At 37.0% G+C, this 24906-nt stretch carries 25 protein-coding genes and 1 CRISPR repeat array (1 of these 26 only partly in view); of the genes, 13 read left to right on the top strand and 12 right to left on the bottom strand.

The features are described from left to right. Position 1: 1 nt before the first annotated feature. Positions 2 to 1063 carry a PASTA domain-containing protein gene (locus ACFJGY_RS06410; protein WP_379969248.1) on the bottom strand — a complete coding sequence of 354 codons (1062 nt, stop codon included), beginning with the start codon at positions 1061 to 1063 and terminating at the stop codon, positions 2 to 4. A gap of 138 nt (positions 1064 to 1201) precedes the next feature. On the opposite strand from ACFJGY_RS06410, the gene ACFJGY_RS06405 reads away from it, so the two are divergent. The 6 genes from ACFJGY_RS06405 to ACFJGY_RS06380 all read left to right on the top strand — a co-directional run bounded on the left by ACFJGY_RS06405 (position 1202) and on the right by ACFJGY_RS06380 (position 6026). Then, a complete protein-coding gene (locus ACFJGY_RS06405) occupies positions 1202 to 1756 on the top strand; it encodes a phosphoribosyltransferase (protein WP_379969246.1) in 555 nt (184 codons plus the stop codon). A gap of 117 nt (positions 1757 to 1873) precedes the next feature. After that, positions 1874 to 2452, top strand: coding sequence for an adenylate kinase (locus ACFJGY_RS06400; RefSeq protein ID WP_379969244.1), 579 nt, complete (start codon positions 1874 to 1876; stop codon positions 2450 to 2452). A 57-nt stretch (positions 2453 to 2509) separates the two neighbouring features. Further along, positions 2510 to 3493, top strand: coding sequence for a GTPase ObgE (gene obgE, locus ACFJGY_RS06395; protein WP_379969242.1), 984 nt, complete (start codon positions 2510 to 2512; stop codon positions 3491 to 3493). A gap of 24 nt (positions 3494 to 3517) precedes the next feature. Beyond that, positions 3518 to 4144 carry a porin family protein gene (locus ACFJGY_RS06390; protein ID WP_379969240.1) on the top strand — a complete coding sequence of 209 codons (627 nt, stop codon included), beginning with the start codon at positions 3518 to 3520 and terminating at the stop codon, positions 4142 to 4144. A gap of 43 nt (positions 4145 to 4187) precedes the next feature. After that, complete coding sequence (locus ACFJGY_RS06385) at positions 4188 to 4673, top strand: DUF6438 domain-containing protein (protein WP_379969238.1); 486 nt, start codon at positions 4188 to 4190, stop codon at positions 4671 to 4673. A 105-nt stretch (positions 4674 to 4778) separates the two neighbouring features. Next, the gene (locus ACFJGY_RS06380; RefSeq protein WP_379969236.1) at positions 4779 to 6026 is read left to right on the top strand and encodes a DEAD/DEAH box helicase; all 1248 of its coding nucleotides are present in this window, start codon (positions 4779 to 4781) and stop codon (positions 6024 to 6026) included. A gap of 43 nt (positions 6027 to 6069) precedes the next feature. On the opposite strand, the gene ACFJGY_RS06375 is transcribed toward ACFJGY_RS06380, so the two are convergent. The 10 genes from ACFJGY_RS06375 to ACFJGY_RS06330 all read right to left on the bottom strand — a co-directional run bounded on the left by ACFJGY_RS06375 (position 6070) and on the right by ACFJGY_RS06330 (position 17010). Continuing rightward, positions 6070 to 6840 (bottom strand): TatD family hydrolase, encoded by a 771-nt coding sequence (locus ACFJGY_RS06375; RefSeq protein WP_379969234.1) that lies wholly within the window; start codon positions 6838 to 6840, stop codon positions 6070 to 6072. Between the two features lie 76 nt (positions 6841 to 6916). Continuing rightward, positions 6917 to 7870, bottom strand: coding sequence for a GSCFA domain-containing protein (locus ACFJGY_RS06370; protein WP_379969232.1), 954 nt, complete (start codon positions 7868 to 7870; stop codon positions 6917 to 6919). 82 nt (positions 7871 to 7952) lie between these two features. Further along, on the bottom strand, positions 7953 to 8924 hold the full coding sequence (locus ACFJGY_RS06365; RefSeq protein ID WP_379969230.1) for a polyprenyl synthetase family protein: 972 nt from the start codon (positions 8922 to 8924) through the stop codon (positions 7953 to 7955). Between the two features lie 147 nt (positions 8925 to 9071). After that, on the bottom strand, positions 9072 to 10214 hold the full coding sequence (locus ACFJGY_RS06360; RefSeq protein ID WP_379969228.1) for an anion permease: 1143 nt from the start codon (positions 10212 to 10214) through the stop codon (positions 9072 to 9074). 24 nt (positions 10215 to 10238) lie between these two features. After that, positions 10239 to 10877, bottom strand: coding sequence for a DUF47 domain-containing protein (locus tag ACFJGY_RS06355; RefSeq protein WP_379969226.1), 639 nt, complete (start codon positions 10875 to 10877; stop codon positions 10239 to 10241). A 149-nt stretch (positions 10878 to 11026) separates the two neighbouring features. Further along, positions 11027 to 12751 carry a DEAD/DEAH box helicase gene (locus tag ACFJGY_RS06350; protein WP_379969224.1) on the bottom strand — a complete coding sequence of 575 codons (1725 nt, stop codon included), beginning with the start codon at positions 12749 to 12751 and terminating at the stop codon, positions 11027 to 11029. Between the two features lie 485 nt (positions 12752 to 13236). Continuing rightward, positions 13237 to 14655, bottom strand: a complete 1419-nt coding sequence (locus ACFJGY_RS06345; RefSeq protein WP_379969222.1) for an L-serine ammonia-lyase — start codon at positions 14653 to 14655, stop codon at positions 13237 to 13239. Between the two features lie 330 nt (positions 14656 to 14985). After that, a complete protein-coding gene (locus ACFJGY_RS06340; protein WP_379969219.1) occupies positions 14986 to 15627 on the bottom strand; it encodes an alpha/beta hydrolase in 642 nt (213 codons plus the stop codon). Positions 15628 to 15696: 69 nt separating this feature from the next. Then, positions 15697 to 16263 carry a YceI family protein gene (locus ACFJGY_RS06335; protein WP_379969217.1) on the bottom strand — a complete coding sequence of 189 codons (567 nt, stop codon included), beginning with the start codon at positions 16261 to 16263 and terminating at the stop codon, positions 15697 to 15699. 174 nt (positions 16264 to 16437) lie between these two features. Further along, positions 16438 to 17010, bottom strand: coding sequence for a hypothetical protein (locus ACFJGY_RS06330; RefSeq protein WP_379969215.1), 573 nt, complete (start codon positions 17008 to 17010; stop codon positions 16438 to 16440). A 216-nt stretch (positions 17011 to 17226) separates the two neighbouring features. Here ACFJGY_RS06330 and ACFJGY_RS06325 point away from each other — a divergent pair, with 216 nt between their 5' ends. From ACFJGY_RS06325 to ACFJGY_RS06305, 5 genes are all read left to right on the top strand, one after another. After that, on the top strand, positions 17227 to 18591 hold the full coding sequence (locus ACFJGY_RS06325) for a DUF1800 family protein (RefSeq protein ID WP_379969213.1): 1365 nt from the start codon (positions 17227 to 17229) through the stop codon (positions 18589 to 18591). 11 nt (positions 18592 to 18602) lie between these two features. Continuing rightward, positions 18603 to 19163: a DUF1501 domain-containing protein gene (locus tag ACFJGY_RS06320; RefSeq protein WP_379969211.1), complete on the top strand. Its 561-nt coding sequence runs from the start codon at positions 18603 to 18605 to the stop codon at positions 19161 to 19163. After that, complete coding sequence (locus tag ACFJGY_RS06315) at positions 19129 to 19800, top strand: DUF1501 domain-containing protein (protein ID WP_379969209.1); 672 nt, start codon at positions 19129 to 19131, stop codon at positions 19798 to 19800. The genes ACFJGY_RS06320 and ACFJGY_RS06315 overlap by 35 nt, the downstream gene beginning before the upstream one ends. Before the next feature lie 133 nt (positions 19801 to 19933). Then, entirely contained in the window at positions 19934 to 20356 is a 423-nt protein-coding gene (locus ACFJGY_RS06310) for an organic hydroperoxide resistance protein (RefSeq protein ID WP_379969207.1), read from the top strand. Positions 20357 to 20413: 57 nt separating this feature from the next. Then, positions 20414 to 20842: a MarR family winged helix-turn-helix transcriptional regulator gene (locus ACFJGY_RS06305; protein WP_379969205.1), complete on the top strand. Its 429-nt coding sequence runs from the start codon at positions 20414 to 20416 to the stop codon at positions 20840 to 20842. Between the two features lie 200 nt (positions 20843 to 21042). On the opposite strand, the gene ACFJGY_RS06300 is transcribed toward ACFJGY_RS06305, so the two are convergent. Then, positions 21043 to 22065 carry a 3-oxoacyl-ACP synthase III family protein gene (locus ACFJGY_RS06300; RefSeq protein ID WP_379969203.1) on the bottom strand — a complete coding sequence of 341 codons (1023 nt, stop codon included), beginning with the start codon at positions 22063 to 22065 and terminating at the stop codon, positions 21043 to 21045. Positions 22066 to 22401: 336 nt separating this feature from the next. Between ACFJGY_RS06300 and ACFJGY_RS06295 the strand changes: the two genes are divergently transcribed. Further along, positions 22402 to 23304, top strand: coding sequence for a CorA family divalent cation transporter (locus tag ACFJGY_RS06295; protein ID WP_379969201.1), 903 nt, complete (start codon positions 22402 to 22404; stop codon positions 23302 to 23304). A 5-nt stretch (positions 23305 to 23309) separates the two neighbouring features. Next, positions 23310 to 24224, top strand: coding sequence for an endonuclease/exonuclease/phosphatase family protein (locus ACFJGY_RS06290; RefSeq protein WP_379969199.1), 915 nt, complete (start codon positions 23310 to 23312; stop codon positions 24222 to 24224). 73 nt (positions 24225 to 24297) lie between these two features. Then, positions 24298 to 24906: a CRISPR direct-repeat array (repeat unit 47 nt; unit sequence GTTGTGAATTGCTTTCATTTTTGAGTATCTTTGGGATACAACACAAC); it runs 3365 nt beyond the window's last position.

Genomic DNA, 24906 nt, shown 5'->3' with positions numbered 1-24906 from the left:
TTTATTCAATCACCACCTTTTTAGGCTTTGGCTTATCTACGGGTTTTGTAGATTGTGGCGTTGTGGTATTCTGTTTGGCAGCTGTTGTTGGATTAGTCGTCGCAGCCGTCTGTGTATTGGCAGGTTTTGGTTTTGCAGTAGTTGGCTGCGTTGTTCCGGAAGTTGATTGATTGGTAGAAACCGGAGGTTTTATAACCGTTGGTCTCTGCTCTATTGTTGGCGGTGGAACTTCGTTATACTGTATCGGCGCCAGTGTTGTATCAATTTTTGGACGATACATATCATCTAGTTGTCGGATTTTATTTTGCATTTCTGCAGGTGTTTTTTTACTTGCCCAGAGGTCGATCTGCATTCCCTGATCTCTTTGGGAACCGAAATCGGGATCCTGATAATAAACAATATCAGAATCATCTTTTCCGCCATCCTCGTGATCTACAATCCCGACTTCAAACAGAGCCTGAGCAATGATCTTTTTTGCTTCCTGAACGCTTCTTCCAACAACATTAGGAATAGGCACATTTCTTAAAGGTCCGGATCCTACAACCAAATCTACTACAGAGAATTTTGGTAATAAAGTTCCCGGTTTTATACTTGTTCCATTATAAATAATTCTAAGAACTGCGTCTCTTTGGATGCTCGGTTCAAAAAGTGTATCACCAACTTTCAAACCGACAAGATTTAATTGATTAAAAGCCAAACCTTTGTATCTGTCTATAATATCAGGAACAGCAACTTTTGCCCAGGTTCTCGGATTGACTTTCAGAACAATAGACCTACCGTTTTTCACACTGGCACCTGGTGACGGGAAAACTGCTAAAACCTGAAAAGGACGGAATTTCGGATCATATTTGAAACTGTCCACTTCATATTCCAGACCGGAATCATCAAGAATCTTGATAGCATCGTGTACTTTCATATTCATCACATTAGGTACAGGAACTTCATCTCCATGATTGGTATGAAACTCCAGCCAACGGAATGTAAGCCAAACCAAGCCGGCGAAAAACGCCATTGCTAAAACGATATTAAGTAATACTTTCCAATGGAAAAGCGATTTGAACATAATTATTCTTTTTCAGAAACGTAACGCAAATATAGATAATTAAATTGTATTACTCTTTCCGGTGATCTCTAAAAAGCTATTAAAAAAGAAAATCGGCAAATTGGTTTAAAAATCTTATTTTTGCACTTTGAAAATATTATGGAAAGTATCAAAGTCCACGACAAAACTTTTGTCCCTTACCTGAAACACGAAGAAATTTTAGAAATCACAGAACGTGTAGCTTTGGAAGTTTATGAAGAATACAAGGACGAAGTTCCTGTTTTCATAGGTGTTCTGAGTGGTGTTATCATGTTTTTCTCCGATTTTATGAAAGCCTATCCCGGCGAATGTGAAATTGGCTTTATCAAAATGAGTTCGTATGTCGGGACACAATCCACAGGAATCGTTTACAAAGAAATGGAACTTACCAAAGATATCAAGGACCGTCACATTATTCTTTTTGAAGATATTGTAGACACCGGAAATACGATTGAAAATCTTTGCACTTATTTCAAAGAAACTCAACGTCCTAAGTCTTTGAAAATTGCTTCTCTCCTCCTGAAACCAGACGTTTACAAAAAAGAATTCGAGATCAATTTTGTAGGAAAAGAAATCCCTAACAAATTCGTTTTGGGTTACGGCTTGGATTATGATGAATTAGGTAGAAACCTGAAAGATCTTTACCAACTGGAAGAAGGAACAATCAACGAGTAGGATTGCCGTTGGCTACTAGCTATTGGCTATTAGCTTTTAAAAACTTAAAGTAAAATCAATTATAACTTAATCGCAAAAGCAATAAGCCAATTGCGAAATGCCAAAAGCAAAATAATTATGATCAACATTGTCCTATTTGGTCCTCCGGGAAGTGGAAAAGGAACTCAGGCTCAGCACCTTATCGAAAAATTCAATCTGAAACAGATTTCGACAGGAGATCTTTTCCGTTATAATATGAAAAACGATACGGATTTGGGGAAATTAGCAAAATCATATATCGACAAAGGCGATTTGGTTCCAGATCAGGTGACCATTGATATGTTGATAGATGAACTTAAAAAACCTACAGATACCAATGGATTTATTTTCGACGGCTTCCCAAGAACTGCGGCTCAAACCGAAGCATTGGAAACGATAGTGAAAGAAGAATTAAACTCTGAAATCAGCATCTGTCTTTCTTTAATAGTTGATGATGAAATCCTTGTGGAAAGACTTCTGAAAAGAGGAGAAACCAGTGGACGAACAGATGATTCTAATGAAGATATCATCCGAAACAGAATCAAAGAATATTATACAAAAACTGCAGAAGTTGCAGAATTATATAAAAAACAAGGCAAATATGCAGAAGTAATCGGCGTTGGCGACATCTCCGAAATCTCTGAAAAACTATTTGCAGAAGTAGAAAAAATTAAATAAAAGCAGGAAGTTGGAAGTTATTTTCAACATCCAACTTCCAACATCCAACAACATATTATGTCAAATTTCGTAGATTACGTAAAAATCCATTGTAAAAGCGGTCACGGCGGTGCTGGATCGGCTCACCTTCGCAGAGAAAAATACATCCCGAAAGGTGGTCCGGATGGCGGCGATGGCGGACGTGGCGGACACGTAATCATGAGAGGAAATGCTCACGAATGGACACTTCTGCCACTGAGATACACGCGACATATAAAAGCAGAACGTGGTCATAACGGTCAAAAAAACCAGCTGACAGGTGCTTATGGCGAAGATGTGTACATTGATGTCCCTGTTGGAACAATTGCCAAAAACGAAGAAGGCAAAATCGTTGGTGAAATCCTGGAAGACGGACAGGAAATCATCCTGATGGAAGGCGGAAAAGGTGGAAAAGGAAACGAGCATTTCAAATCCTCAACTAACCAAACACCCAGGTTTGCACAGCCAGGAATGGATGGACAGGAAGGTTATATTGTCTTTGAATTGAAACTTCTTGCAGATGTTGGCTTGGTTGGATTCCCAAATGCCGGAAAATCTACACTTCTATCATCTGTTTCTGCCGCCAGACCCAAGATTGCAGATTATGCTTTTACAACCCTTGCGCCAAATCTCGGAATCGTAGAATGGAGAAATTACAAATCTTTTGTAATGGCAGACATTCCGGGAATCATAGAAGGCGCGGCAGAAGGAAAAGGTCTTGGACACAGATTCCTGAGACATATCGAGAGAAACTCAATCTTATTATTCCTGATTCCGGCAGATTCCGAAGATCATTTTCAGGAATTCAAAATTCTGGAAAACGAGCTCAGAGAGTACAATCCTGAACTTCTGGACAAAGACTTTCTGTTATCTGTTTCAAAATCTGACCTGTTGGACGATGAGTTGAAAAAAGAAATTGCAGCAGAATTTCCGGAAAACAGACAACCTATATTCTTCTCTGGTGTAACTGGAGAAAATCTTCAGGAATTGAAAGATGCGATCTGGAAGAAGCTGCACGGATAAATTCAAACAAAAAAAACTATAACTATGAAGAAACTTTACACAATTTTACTATTGTCAGTATTCTCTTTTTCATTTTCTCAAACCAATTTTGGAGTGAAAGCGGGCTATAATTTATCAAATATGAAATGGAAATTTGATAATTTTGATGATTATAAATTTAATTCAAAATCATATTTTTATGTTGGTGCAATTGCAGAGCATTATTTATCGAATAAAATTTCTTTACAGGGAGAATTACTTTTCACACAACTTGGCGGACAAACTTCTGAGGATGTTGTGGACATTGTCGGAAATGAAGTAGTAGAATTGGGAACTGCGACGACAAAAATCATAACAACTCAATTACAACTGCCAATATCCGTGAAATATTATTTCATTCCTAACTTTTCTTTATCAGGTGGTGTAAACTTCGGATTTAACCTTTCCTCAAAATCTAAATCAAATTTCAATTATTCCGGAGCATACAACGGAAGCATCGACACATTCAAAACCCTGAATATCTTCCCATTTTTAGGCGCAGAATATAAATTTAACAATAGAATCTTCACCGATGCAAGATATAACTTTGGCGCTTTTAACACAGCAGTTTCGGGCGCTCCAGATACAAGAATCGGTTTCTTCCAGATCGGATTAGGATATCGCTTCAAATAATACGTTTCGGAACACTTATTGAGATAAAAACACAAAAAATATAATGAAATATCTATTAAGCCTTTTAGTTGTCTTTGGACTAATGTCTTGCACAACATCTCAAGTTTCAAAATATTCTAAAATCGAATATGAAGCCGGACCTTGTTTCGGATTTTGTCCAACATTTAAAATCACTATCGATTCAGAAAGGAATGCAATTCTGGAAGCAGAACATTTTAATTTTTCCGAAGGCGGATCTAAGGATGATATGAACAAGCCAAGAGAAGGAACTTTCAAATCCGTTATCAGCGCTGAAGATTATCAGAAATTAGTTACGTTAACAGATGCTGTAGATGTGAAAACGCTCAAAGACACTTATGAAGACAAACAAATCATGGATGCTTCTAAAAAAGATTTGAGAGTAGTATTTGCAGACGGAAGCAAAAAATCCATCAGACTTTCTGTAGGCGAAAAGCCGGAAAAGCTGACAGCTTTGACAAATTACATCGTTGAGCTTAAGAAAAATCAGAAGTGGGAAAAAGTAAAATAAGACTTCTCTTCAAGTTTATTTAAAATAGGCTATCTTTGTACAATATTAATTCCTCCTAATATACGGAGGAATTTTTACTTTTTTAAATTAAATAAAATATTCCATTTGAATTTTGACGAATTAGGCTTAATTAAGCCAATATTAGATGCATTAAAAGCACAAGGCTACGAGCAGCCGACACCAATACAGGAAAAAGCAATCCCATCCATCCTGCAGGGCAGAGATCTTTTGGGAAGCGCACAGACAGGAACAGGAAAAACAGCGGCATTTGCCATCCCTATTTTACAAAATCTTTCTTCTGCTAAGGAACAACACAGAAATCAGATCAAAGCTTTAATTTTGACGCCAACACGTGAACTGGCCATACAAATCGAAGAGAATTTCCAGGATTACGGAAAACATCTTAAACTTAAATCACTCGTGGTTTTCGGCGGTGTAAAACAGCATGCACAGGAACAGCAGCTCAAAAGAGGTGTTGATATTCTGATCGCTACACCTGGGCGATTGCTGGATTTTATTTCTCAGGGCATTGTAAAACTTCATCATTTAGAAATTTTTGTTCTGGATGAAGCAGACAGAATGCTGGATATGGGATTCGTTCACGATGTGAAGAAAATCCTGAAACTGATCCCGGTAAAAAGACAAAACTTATTTTTCTCGGCAACGATGCCAAAGGAAATCGCAAAACTAGCTGCAGAAATATTGGTAAATCCAGTAAGAGTAGAAGTTGCGCCGGTTTCTTCGACTGCTGATACGATCCAGCAAAGTATTTATTTTGTTGATAATAATAACAAGACCGATCTTTTGATCCACCTTTTGGAAGATCCGAAATTCGATCAGGTTTTGGTTTTTTCAAGAACAAAACACGGCGCAGATAAGATCGTAAAAAGACTGCATCAGTCTAACATTTCTGCAGAAGCAATCCACGGAAACAAATCTCAGAATGCAAGACAGAACGCATTATCCAATTTCAAATCAAAAAGAACAAGAATCCTTGTTGCCACAGATATTGCCGCAAGAGGAATTGACATTGATGAACTGAAATATGTTGTGAATTACGAATTGTCCGACGTTTCCGAAACTTACGTTCACCGGATCGGGAGAACAGGAAGAGCCGGCTCAGAAGGAACTTCTTTCTCATTCGTAGATGCCTTGGATCTTGCCAACCTACGAGACACAGAAAAACTGATCGGGAAGAAAATTCCGGTGGTAAGAGATCATCCTTTCCACACAGACAATCTTGTGGAGCAAAAAAGAGACAGCAACAACAAGCCTTTCTCGCCAAGACCAAAACCCACAGGTCAGCGATCCGAAAAGCCTAAGAATAAAAGCAATTTCTACAGAAAAAAATAAAATAAAAACCGGAATCAATTTCCGGTTTTTGTATTTTAAAGAATTATTGATCTAGTCCAAATAATTTCAATGCATTTTCAGTTGTAATTCTATCAATTTCCTGGAATGATGTTCCGTAAATATCTACCAATTTTCCTGCAATCAATTCCAGATAAGAACTTTCGTTTCGTTTTCCTCGGAAAGGCACCGGAGCCAAATATGGCGAATCTGTTTCCAATACAATTTTGTCCAACGGAATCTGATCCAAAAACTGATCGATCTTTCCGTTTTTAAATGTCACTACACCGCCGATTCCTAATATGAAATTAAGATCAATAGCGTGTGTAGCTTGTTCAATATTTCCTGAAAAACAATGAAAAATACCACGTAATTTTGGATGTTTCTTTCTCTCCAGAACTTCAAAGGTTTCATCAAAGCTTTCTCTGGAATGGATTACAATCGGCAGATCTTTTTCTATTGCCCAATCGATTTGTTGTTCAAAAGCTTTAATTTGAATATCCAAAGTTGATTTGTCCCAATAAAGATCGATTCCAATTTCTCCGATAGCCACAAAATCTCTTTGATCCAGATAATTCTGAACCAGCTGCAATTCGTTTTCCCAAGAATCCGGCTGAACGGAACATGGATGCAATCCCATCATCGAGAAAATCTTGCCCGGATATTCGGTTTCCAAAAGAATCATTTTCTGGTGTGTTTCCGAGTCAATTGCCGGAAGAAAGAATTTCTCCACACCTTTATCCAAAGCCCGCTGAATCATCTCTTTGCGGTCTTCATCGAACTGATCGGAATATAAATGGGTATGCGTGTCTATCATTTTTGGTTGTTGGTTGTTGGTCTTAGTTAATTGTTGATGGTTTCAGAAGATTCTATCAACTAAAAACCATCAACTATCAACCAAAGATTTTGTGTTTCACTTTCTTTTGCTGTTCAAGGATCTTTTGATTGATCTTGTCTAAAAATTCCTGATATTTTGGATTCTTATTGTCGGCTGTTTTATGGTTAAGAGCCGTTAGGATTTTATTATTTTCATTAATGAAAACCTTGGTTTCATCTGTAAAATAAGCATTCCCGAATTTTTCCCAAATGTATTGAACCGCCTGAGAATTCGGGTGGATCATATCTTCTTTGTAAAATCTGTAATCCCGAAGATCGTCCATCATCAATTCATAAACAGGGAGATAACGGCAATTTTCTTTCCCGGAAATCGATTCGTGAATGGTATTGATTAACTTAGATTTACTCAATTGATTCTCTATAATGCCGTCTTTTGTATGACGAACCGGCGAAACCGTAAACAGGATCTGCACATCAGTCTTGCAGATATCTTTCAGAATATCAATGGTTTTACTAATTGATTCGTTAAGTTCCTGATGGGTTAGAAATCGTTTATCAAAGAACTTTTGCGGAATCTTGTGGCAATTTGCAGCCAACTTTTTCTTTGGAAGAAATTCATAAATGTAAGACGTTCCAAATGTAATAATCACAAAACTCGTATTCTGTAAAAACTGATTGGCCTCTTCTATATTTTTATTGATCTTCTCAAGCGACTGGTGTGCAAATCTGGAATCGAAAGAGGAATGATGATCCAGACTGATGTAACTTTCATTCGCTAAAATCAGATCATTTTCCTGATATTCCTTAGCATCATAAATCTGCTGAATCGCATTGAAAATTGAATACGGATTAAAAATCGTCCCGAAAGGATTATTCAAAGACTGGATCTGGCCATCGGAAAATTTCTCGTGCATCTCAGTTGCAAAACAGGATCCGATGGAGAAGACACAATCTTCAACTCCAATTTTTTTCTCACTTACATTAATATCTACTTCTGTCCTGAATTTCATTTTTTTTAAATGTAAAAATTTATCTATGTAAAAATTTACCAATATTTAAAATCATTGTTAGGCAAACTGATACATAGTCATATTAAGATTCTCTTCTCAAAAGGTAATTTGCTAATTCCCGGAAAGGTAGTTTTTTCTCGTCTGGAAGATTGATTTTATCAAGATAGGACTGCCCGATTTCGTTATGTTTCTGTATCAGCCTTTGGACTTTGTCATCAACTTTTGTTCTTCGGAATATTTTCTCCACACCATAAACTTTGTCGATGTTATCTGTTTTTTTAGAATACCAGTAATTCAGTTCAGATAATTCTTCTTCATTAGCGTGCTCCAAAGCAAGAAGATAGAGGATTGTTTTTTTATTTTCATAAATATCGCCGGCGTGTTTTTTCCCAAACTGTGCCTGATTTCCGAAAACGTCCAGATAATCATCCATAATCTGAAAAGCAATACCGATATGTTTTCCAAAATTGTACATTGCTTCTGCCTCTTCTTCCGATGCACCGGCAATCAAAGCGCCAATCTGAAATGACGATGCGCTCAGAACACCTGTTTTATAGGAGATCATTTTGATATAGTCATCGTGGCTTACATTAGACATATTTTCGAAATTAATATCCAATTGCTGACCTTCGCAAAGAACAGCTCCCGTTTCAGAAAATATTTTCAGACATTCTTTAAACAAGACAGGCTCCAGATCTTCAAAAAACTGATACGCTTTTATTAGAAGTGCATCTCCGGAAAGAATCCCGACATTGATCCCGTGCAGGGTATGAATTGTAGGTTTGTTTCTTCGAAGTGGCGCTTCATCCATTATATCATCGTGAATGAGCGTGAAGTTGTGGAAAAACTCAATTGCTAAAGAAGGCTTGAGCGCTTTTTGCAAATCGCCTTGAAACAGATCGCACGCCATCAAAACCATAATCGGACGAAGCCTCTTCCCACCGTGAGAAATAATGTAGTTCATCGGACCGTATAATTCGTCCGGCTTATTGGTAAAAGTATATTTTTCGATAGCGTCTGCTACTATTTTCTGATACTGATCTAAAAATTCCATTTAAAAACTTGTTTGCGGCAAAAATACAATTTTTAAAGATGTTCTGCCAAGATTTTGCTGTCTTGTTTTGAGGTTTTCGCAGATTTTAATTATAAAAAAAGCTTCCCAAAATTTTGGAAAGCTGTATATGATAAATTTAATTTAAATTTAAAAAATAATCGCCACAAGCAAATAAGTAATCCCTGCAACAACTGCACTGATAGGAATCGTAAGAATCCACGCCCAAAGTAAACTAACAGTTATTCCCCACCTTACAGCAGATACTCTTTTCGTAAGTCCAACCCCGATGATTGCGCCTGTAACAGTGTGCGTTGTAGAAACTGGAATTCTCAATTGTTCTGTTATGAAAAGTGTAATAGCTCCGGCTGTTTCTGCCGCAACGCCTTCCAATGGTGTTACTTTCGTAATTCTGGTTCCCATTGTTTTGATGATCTTCCAACCGCCACTCATCGTTCCGAGAGCAATTGCAAGGAAGGATACTACAGGTACCCAAAGGTAATGTTCTGCAAAAAAGTTAAAACGTTCAGCTTCGGGAATATTTAAATAAAGCGGATCTTTCATCATATTGACATGAAAATAGATCATTGCTGCTCCGATGATTCCCATTACTTTCTGAGCATCGTTGGTTCCGTGTCCAAGACTGAATAATGCTGAAGAAACCAATTGAAGTTTTTTGAAAACGCGTTCTGCTTTATGCGGATTTGCTTTCTTACAGATATTAACAATAATCAATGTAATCAAAATTGATATTGCCATCCCGATAAGCGGCGCCATAAATATAAAGAGGAAGATAGGAATCACAACTTTATACTTCACTACATTCTGTGAGAAAAGTTGTACAAAAGATTGATAGACACTTTCAAAGAAAGAATAGTCCGGGTGCGCGTTAACAATGGTGTGATAATCTGAAATCAAAGCGTGCATCAAAGCAGCCCCAATAAATCCGCCGATCAAAGTATGCGATGATGAGGAAGGAATCCCAAACCACCAGGTTAACAGATTCCAGGCAATCGCAGCAATCAATCCAGAAAAGATAACTTCGAGTGTAATGAAGTTTTCATCCACGGTTTTGGCAATCGTATTCCCAATTTTGAATTCGCCGACAACATAAGCAGCGATAAAAAATGCTGCAAAATTCCAGAATGCTGCCCAAAGCACAGCTTGAAAAGGTGTAAGAACTTTTGTAGAAACAATGGTTGCGATAGAATTGGCAGCATCATGAAAACCATTAATGTAATCAAAGATAAGCGCCAAAGCGATAATAATTATTAGTAGAATTGGAAATTCCATTCGTTTTAATTTTGGATACTGCTTTTATGCGTATTTGATAACTATGCTTTCCATTGTGTTGGCAACATCTTCTGCTTTATCGGTAACGATCTCCAGATAGTCGAGGATAGATTTTTGTTTGATGATCAGAAGTGCATCATTGGTCTCAAACAATTTTACGATAGCCTGGCTCAAAACATCATCTGCAATATTCTCATAAGAATTGATTTTGATGCAAGACTCTCTCACTTCGTCCGGATTTTTGAAATCTTTGAGATTCTCGAGCGCTTTTTTGATCTCAAGACAAGATTTGTAGATCAGTAAAGAGAACTCTGTGTAAACTTTATTTTCCGGGCTTTTATAAAGATAAATATATTTTGCAGAAGCATAAATATAATCCGCAATATCATCCAGTCCAGAGGCCAGATAGTTGATATCTTCTCTGTCAAATGGTGTAATGAAGTTCTCCCCCAGCTGAACAAAGATCTCGTGAGTAAGATCATCTAACTTGTGTTCATAATCACTCATTTGATTCAGCAATGTTTCATCATTGATATCAAATTCCAGTAAACCATCGTGAAATGTTTTTGACATTTCTACTAAGTTCTCTGCTACACGAAGAAACAGATCAAAAAAGATTTTATCTTTTGGCTGAAATGCTCTGAAAATATTACCTATTCCCATTCTTTTGGTTTAATTTCTGCAAATATGATAAAAAACAACCTTACCTAAAAACTTTTATATTAAATATTTATTAAGATTAAAACACACAAAAACCTGCTGATTAGCAGGTTTTTACGCAAAATATTTTATTTTATTTTCGGGTTTTGTGATTAATTGGCAACTTCTGCTCTCATTTCTTTTCCCCGAAACTTCATTTCAGTTAATCCATTCATGACTTCATTTTTGAATGATTTTTCAATTTCAAAGAAACTGAATTTTTCAAGAATTTCTATATCACCGATATCGGCTCTTTTTTTAGATTTGGAAGTCGCTTTGTTAATGATCTCAAGCATATCAACTTTCTTCAGCTGATCTCTTTTTCCTAAGTTGAAAAAGAACCTTACCATATCTTCATTATTGCGTTTTGGCTTGCGTTCTCTGCTGGCATTTCTGTCGCCACCACGATCTCCTCTGCTGTCTCTGTCTCGGAAAGAACCACCATCTCTGGAGCCTCTTTCTCTGTCTCTGCCATCTCTCTCTCTTCTTCCCGGTTTGTCATCTCTGCCGGCACCGAATTTCTGATCTGCAAGATCATTGCTATTTTGATAATAAGTAGCCATTTCTTTCAATTGAAATTGTAATAACTGGCTTACTAATTGTTCTTTTGTAAAGGCAGAAAGATCTGGAATCAAACTTTCGTCAAAATCAATAACATCAACGTGTTCCGTCAATAATTTTTCGAAAACACCACCAACCTGAGCTTTAATAATTTCCTTTCCGGTAGGGATTTTTTTCTCAACGATTTCGATCTTGGTTTCTGCCTTGATCTGCTTCATTTTTCTGCTTTCCTCTGGTTTTGCCAACGTCATCGAGATTCCGTTTTTACCTGCACGTCCTGTTCTTCCGCTTCTGTGAACGAAAACTTCCGGATCATCTGGTAAAGAGAAATGGATAACGTGTGTCAAAGAATCAACATCCAATCCTCTGGCTGCAACGTCTGTCGCTACCAAAATATCAATATTTTTCAGTCTGAATTTCTTCATTACTGTATCTCTTTGAGCCTGAGAAAGATCACCGTGAAGTGCATCTGCCGCATAACCATTTTGCATCAAGAAATCTGCAACCTCCTGCGTTTCCATTCTTGTTCTACAGAAAATAATGGAATATTGGTTTGGATTGGCGTCAATCAGTCTTTTAAGAGCTTCTTTCTTCTGTCTGTAACCAACTACATAAAATTCGTGAAGGATGTTTTTCTTAACCTCATTGACAGACCCAACAGTAATTCTGTGAGGCGTTGTCAAATAATTTTTAGAAATACGTTCCACTTCTTTGCTCATTGTAGCAGAGAAAAGGAAAGTTTGTTTTGTATCCGGCGTTTCTCTTAATATAGTTTCCAAATCGTCTTTGAACCCCATAGAAAGCATTTCGTCAGCTTCGTCTAAAACTACCCATTGTGTTTCAGAAAAGTCCAATGCTTTTCTGTTGATCATATCTATCACACGTCCCGGAGTTCCCACGATGATCTGTGGTTTTTCTCTAAGGGATTTGATTTGATCCATAATACTGCTTCCACCATAGACTGCTGTAGTCTTGATGTCTCTCAGGTATTTAGTATAGTTTTTGATGTCTTTGGTAATCTGGAGGCAAAGTTCTCTAGTAGGGCAAAGGACCAAAAATTGGATTTTACGACTCTTGTCGTCTATCATATCCAAAATCGGAAGCGAAAACGCTGCTGTTTTGCCTGTTCCTGTTGCCGCAAGTGCGATAAGATCGCGAGTATCTGTGGAGATAAAAGGAATAGTCTGTTTTTGGATTTCTGTCGGCTCTACGAAGCCGAGGTCGCCAATCGCCTGAAGAACTTCAGCGCTAAGATTGGATTCCGTAAATAAATTCATTTAAAAAGATCGTCTAATAATTGGTGCAAAGATACACTTTTTATTTTTGATAACAAAATGACTTCTTTTTTAACGATTCCTTATTACGGAAAATTAATATTGGAACAGATATGAAAAGTTAGTTTTTAGAAATTAGAATACTATGATACTTTATAGTTCAAAACGCTGAAAATTAATATAAATTAAAACTCTAATTAGATAACCAACCGACTGTCAGTCTGAGGTTCTCGAAGACCATAAAAAATTCAAAATCCAAGGGATTTTTCAATATAAATTAATATTTTTTCATTGACATTCCTCAAAATTGAAAAGCTTCGCTTAAGTTTTTAGATGTCTTCGAGAGCCTCAGACTGATAAGGTCTGAACTATCAGTTTTTCCAATTTAAAAAATCATATCAATATTGATAAGAACTCATAACTTGAAGGCTTAAGTTTTTTATATGCTTTCAATAGCCTCAGACTGACAAACTTTGAACGTTTCAGAACTAACATTCTGCCACATTCACGGCGACAGCAAGACCACCTTCCGAGGTTTCTTTGTATTTTGAATTCATATCCAATGCCGTTTCCCACATCGATTTGATGACACTATCGAGAGAAACTTTTGCTTTCGAAGGATCGCCGTCTAAAGCCAAAGATGCTGCAGTAATTGCTTTCATGGCACCCATAGAATTCCGCTCGATGCAAGGGATCTGGACCAAACCACCAATTGGATCACACGTTAACCCAAGATGATGTTCCATTGCGATTTCTGCCGCCATCAAAACCTGAGCAGGTGTTCCTCCGGAAATCTCCGTCAATCCGGCTGCTGCCATTGCTGAAGAAACCCCAACTTCTGCCTGGCATCCACCCATTGCTGCAGAAATAGTTGCATTTTTTTTGAACAAAGTTCCGATTTCTCCTGCAACCAATAGAAATCTGATAATATCTTCTTCGGAATTAAACTCTGTGAAAACCTGTGCATACATCAGAACTGCAGGGATTACGCCACTTGCACCGTTCGTTGGCGCTGTAATGATTCTACCAAAAGATGCATTTTCTTCATTAACAGCCAGTGCAAAACAAGAAACCCATTTCGTAACAGAGCTAAAGGTTTTTTGTTCATCCTTTACCATTTCGAACCACTCGTTTTTGTTCTTATAAATCTGATTCCCGAGGAGTTTTTCGTTCATTTCCGAAGCACGTCTTGTGACGTTTAGTCCACCGGGAAGAATTCCTTTTTTATTGATGCTCTTATAAACACAATCTTTGATATTATCCCAGATTTCTAATGCTTTTTGCCGGGTTTCTTCTTTAGTTCTCCACGATTCTTCGTTTAGAAAGACAAGTTCAGATATTTTATTGAGATTTAACTGTTCGCAATATTTCAGAATTTCGCTGCCGTGATGGCAAGGATAAAGTGTCCGTACACAACGGTCTTCCATCGAGTTATCTTCTGTAGTAGCCACAAATCCGCCGCCAACGGAATAATAATCCTGACTGAATTCTTCACCACTTTCAAAGATTACTTTGAAGATCATTCCATTGGGATGAAAGTCGAGAGATTTTTCTTTGTTAAGTATCAAATGATGTCCATAAATAAACGGAAGCAAAACTTCTCCGCCTAAAAGAATTTGGTTTTCGGATCTTATTTTATCAATTTTTTCATTGATTTTGTTGGTATCTATTTTTCGAAAATTTTCTCCGCTGAGACCCAGCATACCTGCAATATCGGTTCCGTGACCAACGCCGGTTTTTGCCAGTGAACCGAAAAATTCTACAAATACTTGTTTCACTTCTTGCAAGGAATGATTTCGTTTGACTAGATCCAGGAACATTTTTGCGGCGTTCCAAGGTCCCATTGTGTGGGAAGATGACGGACCGATGCCGATTTTTATAATGTCGAAAACACTGATAGATTCCATTAAGAGAAATTGATTGTGGTAAAAGTAATTGATTTTATTGATTCCATTCAAATAGTAATTAAAGTTTTTTGAACACAAAGGCCGCGAAGATTTAACTTCTCACAGATTAGGCAAATTTTGCAGATTTAAAACCAAAAGTGAAATGAATGTGGAATATTGTTCTATGTTTATGTGGGATCTGCAGCCCGGCTTGAGCGGAAATCCTTTTTTGCTTAATCTCACGTTCTATCTATTCTGAAATCGTCTACAAAAAAGATTGACTTCGTCGAACCACTTCGTTAGGTTTGGGAGTGGAAGACGGATAAAGCTGCCCAAATAAATTAATAAACTTCAAACAAAAATTGTCTTCAAAATCTCGGAAACTTCTTTGGGTCTCGTAACAGGAAAGAGGTGGGTTGCATTTTTGATAACGAAATCCGGTTGTGAGTTCTTAAGAGGAAAAACAATGTCTCGATCTGCCAAAATCTGAATAACGTCCGGAATCTTATCAAACTTCCAGTGCGAAATTTTTTCGATAGACCACTTCAGGTAATACGGGTCTTTTACACGAAAATACTGTGTGAGTTTAGGATTTTTCGGATCAAATAATTTCCTGAAAAAAGCATAGAAAACGGTTGTATTATCCTTAAAAAAACGAAGTGGAAGGTACCTGACGGCATTGGTTTTCTGCCCGGCTTTTATGAGTTTTGATTTTTCTGCATCGCAACGGATGCTTCCCATAATGACGATTTTTTTCGCCGGTTTCAATTTGTGAATTTCCTGAACCAGAATGCCTCCGAAAGAATAACCTAATAGATAAAATTCTTCGGAATCATCTATGGATTCTGACATTCTTTCCACATAATGATAAAAATCCTCATTAAACTCCGGAATGAGCCAAGGAATATGAACGAGTTCAATATTCTTATTAAAAGTCAGTTTTTCTAAGACTTTTTCGTCTGCTCCGAGGCCGCTTATGGTGTATAGTTTCATTGCGTCAAATTTACTAACAAAAAAAGAGCAGAAAAAATCTGCTCTTTAGAATTTTATATATGGTGAAAATTATTTCACGCTGATTTTCACTTTCAAATCAACATCGTCTTTTACCAAAACATCCTGCATTGTAGATTTGTAAGCTACATCAAATTTCTGTCTGTCAAAAGAGAATTTATCAGATTCCAAAGTCACAACACCATTAGAAGAAGTGATTTTTGCAGGGAAAGAAACCGGATTAGTTTTACCTTTTACAGTCAAGTTTCCGTTGACTACAAAGTTGTAATCTTTGTTAGAATTTTTCTTTACAGAAGTGATTTTGTAAGTCGCAGTCGGGAATTTTTCAACTTCGAAGAAATCGCCGTTTTTCAAGTGACCGTTCAGTTTTCCCTGATATTCTCCGGAAAGATCTGTAGAATTGATAGATGTCATATCCAATACAAAATTTCCACCAACAACTGCTCCGTTTTTAAGAACAAGGTTCCCAGATTTTACATTAACAGTTCCGTCGTGAGAAGATGCTTCTGTTTTTGCAATTTTATAACCCCACCAGTGTACATCTGAGCTTGTTAATTTTTTTGTCTGTCCGAAAGCCAGTCCGCTAACCAATACTGCTAGTAATAATACTTTTTTCATTTTTTTAATAATTTTAATGATGCAAATCTAATTAGAATCATTCAAAATTGGTGTTGATGTATGATAAGTTTTTAAAAAATTAAAGCCCACATTAGAAATGTGGGCTTTAATTGTAGCATAGTTTATTAATAATGTTCTGTTTACTTAAATCTTAAAGAAAGTAAAAATCAGAATCTATTTTCCTAAAGGAATGTTGTATCCGAATCCAATACCGATTGCCCCGGCATTATAATCCTGATCTCCGATCTGACCTTTGTCTCCTGTAAATGTTTTATTGTATTGAGCAAAGAAGTTCCAATCGCGGTTGTGGTAACCGATCTCCGGTTTGATGTAAAAACCACCGTCTGGTCTTGCAACATTTATATTTTCTGCAACTCTGTCATCCCCAACGATAAATCCGTAACCAATATCGGCTCCGAAATAGAATCCCATTTCTTTTGGATAAACTCTGAAGAGCGCTGCAACCGGAATCACACCGAAGTCATTGTTTTTCACATTTACACCGCTTATTGTTCTATCTTTTCCAAAATAATTGTTATAACCTGTTGCGATACCCAAACCAAAACCTGGCGTTACAAGATGTTGGTATGATAGATCTACTCCAAGATTTGCGGCAGTATTGCCACCTGTTGAAACACCTCCGTTAAGACCAACTTTCAACATATTGGTCATATTGGCACTTTGTGCAGACAAAATCCCTCCTGCCAAAATTCCTGCGCCTAATATCAACTGCTTTAAAGATTTCATATTTTTAAATTTTAATTTTACAAGATTGATACTTGTAAATTTCGTGCCAAAAGCCAATTTTGTTTCACAAATCTAACATTAATCAAATCAATGATCTAATTTTCAATTATTTAAAATCATAATCAAATATTAAAATTTATTCACAAAACAATAGTTTTCATAATTTTTGATTTAACTAATTATAAATTCTCTACTCAAACAGATAAATCCCTCGCTATGAATAACTTCCTAAAAAATAAACATTTGGTTTCCAGAGCAGGTTTTGGCATTCATCATAATGATATTGAAAAATATAAAAATATAAGTCCGAAGAATCTTTATCACGAACTTAGAGACATTTCGGATTATCAGATTCTGCACACCGACGTTCAAAGCATAATGCCAGAACAATATCAGGAAATGTCCAAATCAACTGATAGAAAACCCTTGAATCAATTCAATAAAATGTATAATATCGATGTCAGAAAATCCTGGCATAATCAAATGATAAATACACCTTATCAGCTTCGTGAAAAAATGGCGCTTTTCTGGCACGGACATTTTGCGACCAGAATCCAGCAACCACTTTTCAATAAAGAAATTATAGAAATATTCAGAAAAGATGGTTTGGGGAATTTCAAAAATTTGGTTTTTGAAGTTTCGAAATCTTCGGCAATGCTTAACTTCCTTAACAATCAGCAAAATAAGAAAGCGAAGCCGAATGAAAATTTTGCAAGAGAACTAATGGAACTTTTCACGCTTGGAAGAGGAAATTATACCGAAAAAGACATCAAAGAATCTGCAAGAGCTTTTACAGGCTGGAGTTACAATCAACTGGGAGAATTTGTTGATAATAAGAAAAATCATGATTCCGGAGAGAAAGAGTTTCTTGGGAAAACCGGTAACTTCAATGGCAGTGACATTATTAATATCATTCTGGAAAAACCGGAATGCGCAGAATTTATCACGAAAAAAATCTATCAGTTTTTTGTGAACGAAGTGCCTGATGAAAAAATAGTCAAATCTCTCAGTCAGAAATTTTATAAATCCAATTATGATATTATGAATTTGATGGACGAAATTTTTCTTTCCGATTGGTTTTATTCCGAAAAAAACATTGGTGCAAAGATAAAATCACCTGTTGAATTGATTGTCGGAATCAGAAGAATTTTACCAATGGATCTGCAAAACCGGGACACCATTTACAATTTTGAAAAACTACTTGGGCAAGAACTTTTACAACCTCCGAACGTTGCAGGTTGGCCAAGCGGAATTGCCTGGATAGACAGTTCCACTCTATTATTGAGAATGAAAATCCCTGCTGTAATGGCTGGTTACAAAACATTAGACATCGAACCAAAATCTAACGACGATGTCAATATGGGAAAAGAAGAGAAAAAAGTGGTCGTGAATAAAAAGCAAAATACGATTACAATCCATTGGGAAAGTATCGGTAACATTCTGAATGAAGACCTGTTCAATCTTTTGTTATCGAATCCGAATGAAAAAGTGGAGAACATGATTACTCAATTCAACGCAGAAAAGAGTAAAAAACATTTGATGATAAGTATTATGTCAACTCCGGAATATCAACTTTGTTAAAATAAGCCGTTATGATTATCAATAGAAAAACCTTCTTACAAACCAGCAGTCTTGCCGTTGCATCTTTTCTGTTTCCAAATTTTTTAAAGGCTTTGACGCTTCCTGAAGCGATTGCAATGAACGGAAAAACCTTGATTATTCTTCAGCTTTCCGGCGGCAATGACGGACTTAACACGATTATTCCTGTCCGCAATGATATTTATTATAAATCCCGAAATCAAATCTCAATTAAGGAAAACGATGCCCTATTGTTGACTGATGAAGCCGGAATCAATCCCAATCTGAAATTCTTCAAAGAACTCTATGACAATGGCGAATTGGCGGTGATGAACAATGTTGGTTATCCGGAACCCAATAAGTCCCATTTCCGAAGTATGGACATCTGGCAATCGGCGAGTGACAGCAATCAGTTTGTGAACACAGGCTGGCTGGGAAGATATCTGGACGAAGCCTGCCACGACTGCACCAATCCGACACAGGCGATAGAAGTTGATGATCTTCTAAGTCTTGCGATGAAAGGTGAAAAAAACAAAGCAATTGCTTTTAAAGATCCCGAAAAAATTATTCGATAACAGCCAGGAAAGTCTTTATAAAAAACTGGCAGCAGAAAATCACGACCACGAGCACGATTTGGCTTCGTATCTTTACAATACTTTGGGAAGCACGATCAATAATTCCGGCTATATTTTTAAAGAAAGTAAAACAAAACCAACTGACAAAGTTTATCCTGGAACACAGATTGGAAAAGACTTTAAAACCATTGCCTCACTCATCAAATCTGATATCAACACGCAGGTTTATTATCTATCAGTGGGAAGTTTTGACACCCACACCAATCAAAATCAGAAACAAAATCAGTTATTCAAAACGATCAATGATGCGGTGGAAGTTTTCACAAAGGATATGAAGGAAAACGGAAAATTCAATGATATAATGATAATGACTTTCTCTGAATTCGGAAGACGTGTTGCCCAAAATGCGAGCAATGGAACCGACCACGGAACAGCCAACCAAATGTTTTTCATCAGCGGCGGACTAAAGAAAAAAGGTTTACTGAATGAACTTCCTGATCTCACCAGTTTGAATGACGGCGATTTGATTTACAAAGAAGATTTCCGGAAAGTCTATGCAACTATCCTTAAAAGGTGGCTGAATACCAACGATCACAAAATCCTTGGAAAGGATAATGGATACTACGATTTTGTTTAATTTCTCAATTCAAAAAATATACTTATAGTTTTCATCAATAATCGAGTTTGATGGAAACATTATTTTATATTGTGCGCAATATTATTTTACGCTATACATTTGCATCATCAAATAATAATAAATTATCAACAAAATGAAAACATTGTACAGCATCGGTGCTACAGCCAAAGGAGGAAGAAACGGAAACGTGAAAAGTGATAACGGAATTCTTGATTTAGAAGTGAGAATGCCAAAAGGTTTAGGCGGTGCAAATGACGATTATGCTAATCCGGAAATGCTTTTTGCTGCAGGATATTCGGCTTGTTTTGACAGCGCATTGAATTTGGTTATCAAACAAAGTAAAATCGCAACTGGAGAAACTACAGTCACTGCGAAAGTAGGAATCGGACAAATCGAAAATGGTGGTTTTGGATTGGAAGCAGAATTGCACGCCAACATTCCGGGAGTTACTATTGAACAAGCTCAGGAATTGATTGAAAAAGCGCATCAAGTTTGTCCTTATTCTAATGCTACTAGAGGAAATATAGAAGTAAAACTGACCGTTAGCAACAACTAAGAGAAAGCAAAATCCTGTTATCTTTGAACATTGTGGAATATAATATAAAAGCTGAATATGGAAGATCTACTAAAATTAGATAAACAATTATGTTTTTCAGTTTATGTTTTGCATCGAGAAATCATGCAATGTTATCGTCCGATTCTGAACGATATTGGGCTGACCTATCCACAATACATCACGATGATGACGCTTTGGGAAAAGGACGATCTGACCGTAAATCAGGTTGGAGAAATGTTACAATTGGATAATGGAACTTTGACGCCATTATTAAAACGTTTAGAGTCCAAAGGATATCTAACCCGAAAACGAAGCAAAGAAGACGAGCGGGTCGTGAAAATTCACCTAACCGAAAAAGGTCAGAAACTAAAAGAAAAAGCAACCTGCATCCCGATTGAACTTGCAAAAGCAATGAATCTGAATCTGGAAGAAATGATGCAGCTGAAAAATTTATCGGATAAAGTTGTCCAGAAAATAAATGGTTAACAAAAAGTCGCTATTCGAAATACGAATAGCGACTTTTTATTTTAAGAATCTTCCTGACGATTATTTTTTATTCTCGCAGATTACGCAGATTCAGCAGATTAATATAGTCTGAATAAAATCTACGTAATCTGCGTAATCTGTGAGAAAGATAATATCGAATTATCTAAAAATAATTTTAAGCGGGCTTTAGCAAAATTGAATTAATATTCGAATAAGACACTTCCCCAGGTGAAGCCGCTTCCGAAAGCTGACATACAAACCAAATCTCCGCGTTTCATTCTGCCTTCCAAAATGGCTTCACTCAAAGCAATTGGAATAGAAGCCGCCGTTGTATTGCCATATTTTTGGATGTTCACGAATACTTTTTCGTCCGGCAGATGAAGCAACTGCTGAACATATTGTGCAATTCTGATATTTGCCTGATGTGGAATAAGTAAATCAAGGTCTTCAATTTTCTTCCCTGCTTTTTCCAAAGCTTCCAAAATAGTCTCCGGAAATCTTGTCACAGCGTGTTTGAAAACGAAGTTTCCATTCATCACCGGATAAATATCTTCTGAAGTTATAGAATCCGGATTAGTCAACAAAGTATCGCTCCAGCCAAGTTTTGTTCCCGGGAATTTCACGGCTAATTCTTCTGCATATTTACCTTCCGAATGCATATTGACGGAAAGGATTCCCTTTGCATTCACATCTTCGCTGGCTGATAAAACCACTGCTCCTGCTCCATCTCCGAAGATCACGGAAACGCCTCGTCCGGCATCAGAAAAATCCAGTCCGAAAGAATGAATCTCTGCACCAACCACCAAAACATTCTTGTACAATCCGGATTTGATGAACGCATCGGCAACGCTCATTGCATAAACAAAGCCCGAACATTGGTTTCTTACATCTAATGCGCCAATCGTATCACAACCCAACAATTCCTGCAAAAGTACACCAGAACCCGGGAAATAATAATCCGGAGACAAGGTGGCGAAAACTATATAATCTATGTCTTTTGCGGTAAGGTTTGCATTTTTGAGAGCTATTTCTGAGGCTTTGAAGCCGTAAAAAGAAGTTGTTTCTTCTGAGTCTGTGCGGTTTTTGCGGTGGCGTCTTTCTTTGATGCCTGTTCTTTCTGTAATCCACTCATCATTGGTGGTCATCAATTTAGAAAGATCATCATTGGTTACAATATTTTCTGGTACGTAATGGCCTACACCCGCAATTAAACTTTTGATCATTTTGTAATAGTATTGATACCGACAAATGTAAATATTTTATTTATTACATAAGTTTTTTTATTGGAAGTTAGAATTGAAAGGTCGAATATTAGATTGATTTTAAGTGAATTAAATTACAAAATATAACTTTCTGATTATGACAAATGTTGAATATTGCGAAGCGCAGCCCGACTTGAGTGGAGCTCTTTTTGTCATTGCGGTTGTAGAAAAGTTCAACTGATTACTCCGCTTCTTCGCAATAACAAAAAAGCGGGAACGGAAGGCGGATAAAGCTGCCCCAATAAAATCAATAAGCAATTCTTATCAAGTAATTGTAATTTTATTTAGTTTTGCGATATGCCAATAGAACAGAAATATAAGTCAAAGCACTGGGAATGGATCGATGTGACTGCGCCGACAGAGGAAGACCTGCAGTTTTTGCACGAGCGGTATCATATCAATCATCTTTTGCTGGAAGATACGATAGACCCAAACCACCTTCCGAAATATGAAGAAGTAGGCGATGTGAAATTTTTTCTGACCCGGGAAGCAACCGATCTGGAAAGAAGAACGCTGAACACAATCAGTGATATCAGCAGCAAGCTGGGCATTTTTCTGCTTCCGCACCTCATTATTACGACGCATAGAACGAAGAGTAAAAGCATTCACGAATTATGCTCGGAACTCGATAAAGAGGATATCAATACTGTGAAAAGAGATGAATTGGCATTGCGGTTGGCACTGAAGATCATGAAGAGTTTTGATGATGAAAGCAGCAATCTTCTGGAAATACTGGATGCGATGGAAAACGAGATCTTCCTGAAAAACACCAACGACTCTGTCCAGATCCGAAGACTTTATAAAGTAAAGCGTAAATCCGGCCTCAATACCAGAATATTAAATATGTCCGGTGAATGGATATCGAAGTTTAAAACTTTGGACCTGGAGGATGTTCAGGTAATGGATCTTCTTGATAAGCAGAAAGATGTAACCGCAGACTATGACCATTTGAATGCACAAACGACTAACCTTATCTCTATGTTTTTGGCAATGTCTGACCAGAAGGCCAATCAGGTGATGAAGCTTTTGGCAATCTATTCGGTGTACTTTTTACCGATCACCTTCATTGCCGGGATCTACGGAATGAACTTCGATAATATGCCGGAACTGCATCATAAGAATGGTTATTTCTTCACTTTGGGACTGATGTTTACGATTGTAGCTTTTACGTTTATTTATATGAGAAGAAAACGTTGGTAGAAGCTATGAATCAGGAATTGATGATGTTTTACAACGTCGAGAATTTCTTTCCGCCTGATGATAAAGATTCAGAAATTAAAAGTTCCGGACTCCGCAATTGGGATGAGTACAAATACAATCTGAAGGTTCGAAAAATCGGTAATGTATTTCGTTTCATTAATGAAGACTATGGGCAATTGCCTTCTATTATTGGCTTGGCAGAGATTGGTGACAGATCGGTCTTAGATGATTTGATTAATGAAAATTCCCCGATTCATAATTACGAAATCATCTACAAGCAATCGAATGATTCCAGAGGATTAAGTGTTGCTTTGCTTTTTGATAAGTCCAAATTTTCCTTACTAAATTTCATAACCTTACAGTTTCAGGCCTACGATGATTTGGAATTTGAGACCCGCGATATTCTTCACGCCGAATTCTTATTTGAAGGAAAGAAACTTCACGTGTTTGTTCTTCATCTACCTTCCAAAAGAGAGCGGGACATCAAAAGAGACCAGCGGAATTATATTCTTGAACAATTGAATAAAACTATTCAGGATTTGTTTGATAAAGAAGAACCAATCATTATTATGGGCGATTTTAATGAAAATCCGGATGCGGAGGAATTGCAACAGTTACTTCTTGATAGAAAAGGTCAAAAAATGTTGACTAATCCTTTTGAAGCTTTATATCTCAATAGCAAGTTCACTACTTATCACGGTAAAAAGGGCGTTGGATTTGATCAGATTTTGTTTACTGAGGATTTGATTTTGGATTCATTAGGTTTCAAAACTATAACTGCTGAGATCTACAACTCACCCCGACTGCGGAATAAAGACAATAAGAACAGCCAATATTCGCTTAGAACATACTCCGGATCACGTTATATTGGTGGGTGGAGTGATCATTTTCCGGTGGTGGTGAGAGTGGCTAAAGACTAGAATGATCAATATTTATTTGAGTATCTTTGGGATACAACACAACTCAGCGTTATCTATCCAAGCCTGCTGAAGTGTTGTGAATTGCTTTCATTTTTGAGTATCTTTGGGATACAACACAACTCCATTTTACCGAAATAATTCATTTTGAATGTTGTGAATTGCTTTCATTTTTGAGTATCTTTGGGATACAACACAACGTTGCTGCTCTCTTGTAAGTTTGTCTGTTAGTTGTGAATTGCTTTCATTTTTGAGTATCTTTGGGATACAACACAACAGCTGATCTTGGCCGATGATGGCGACTGTAGTTGTGAATTGCTTTCATTTTTGAGTATCTTTGGGATACAACACAACCTTGGGGGATCAAAAAGAAAAGACCGCCTTGTTGTGAATTGCTTTCATTTTTGAGTATCTTTGGGATACAACACAACTTTGGTTTATTACTAAAACAGACATTACTAGTTGTGAATTGCTTTCATTTTTGAGTATCTTTGGGATACAACACAACATTGTGGGCTGTGAAAACCTCATCCTTTGTGTTGTGAATTGCTTTCATTTTTGAGTATCTTTGGGATACAACACAACTAATTTAGAATTATGGTTGATAGTTGAGTAGTTGTGAATTGCTTTCATTTTTGAGTATCTTTGGGATACAACACAACTCCGAGTTTTATGTATTTGTTTT

The organism is Epilithonimonas sp. UC225_85, assembly GCF_042695135.1.
Lineage (GTDB): Bacteria > Bacteroidota > Bacteroidia > Flavobacteriales > Weeksellaceae > Epilithonimonas.
This window is presented reverse-complemented; position numbering and strand designations above follow the sequence as displayed.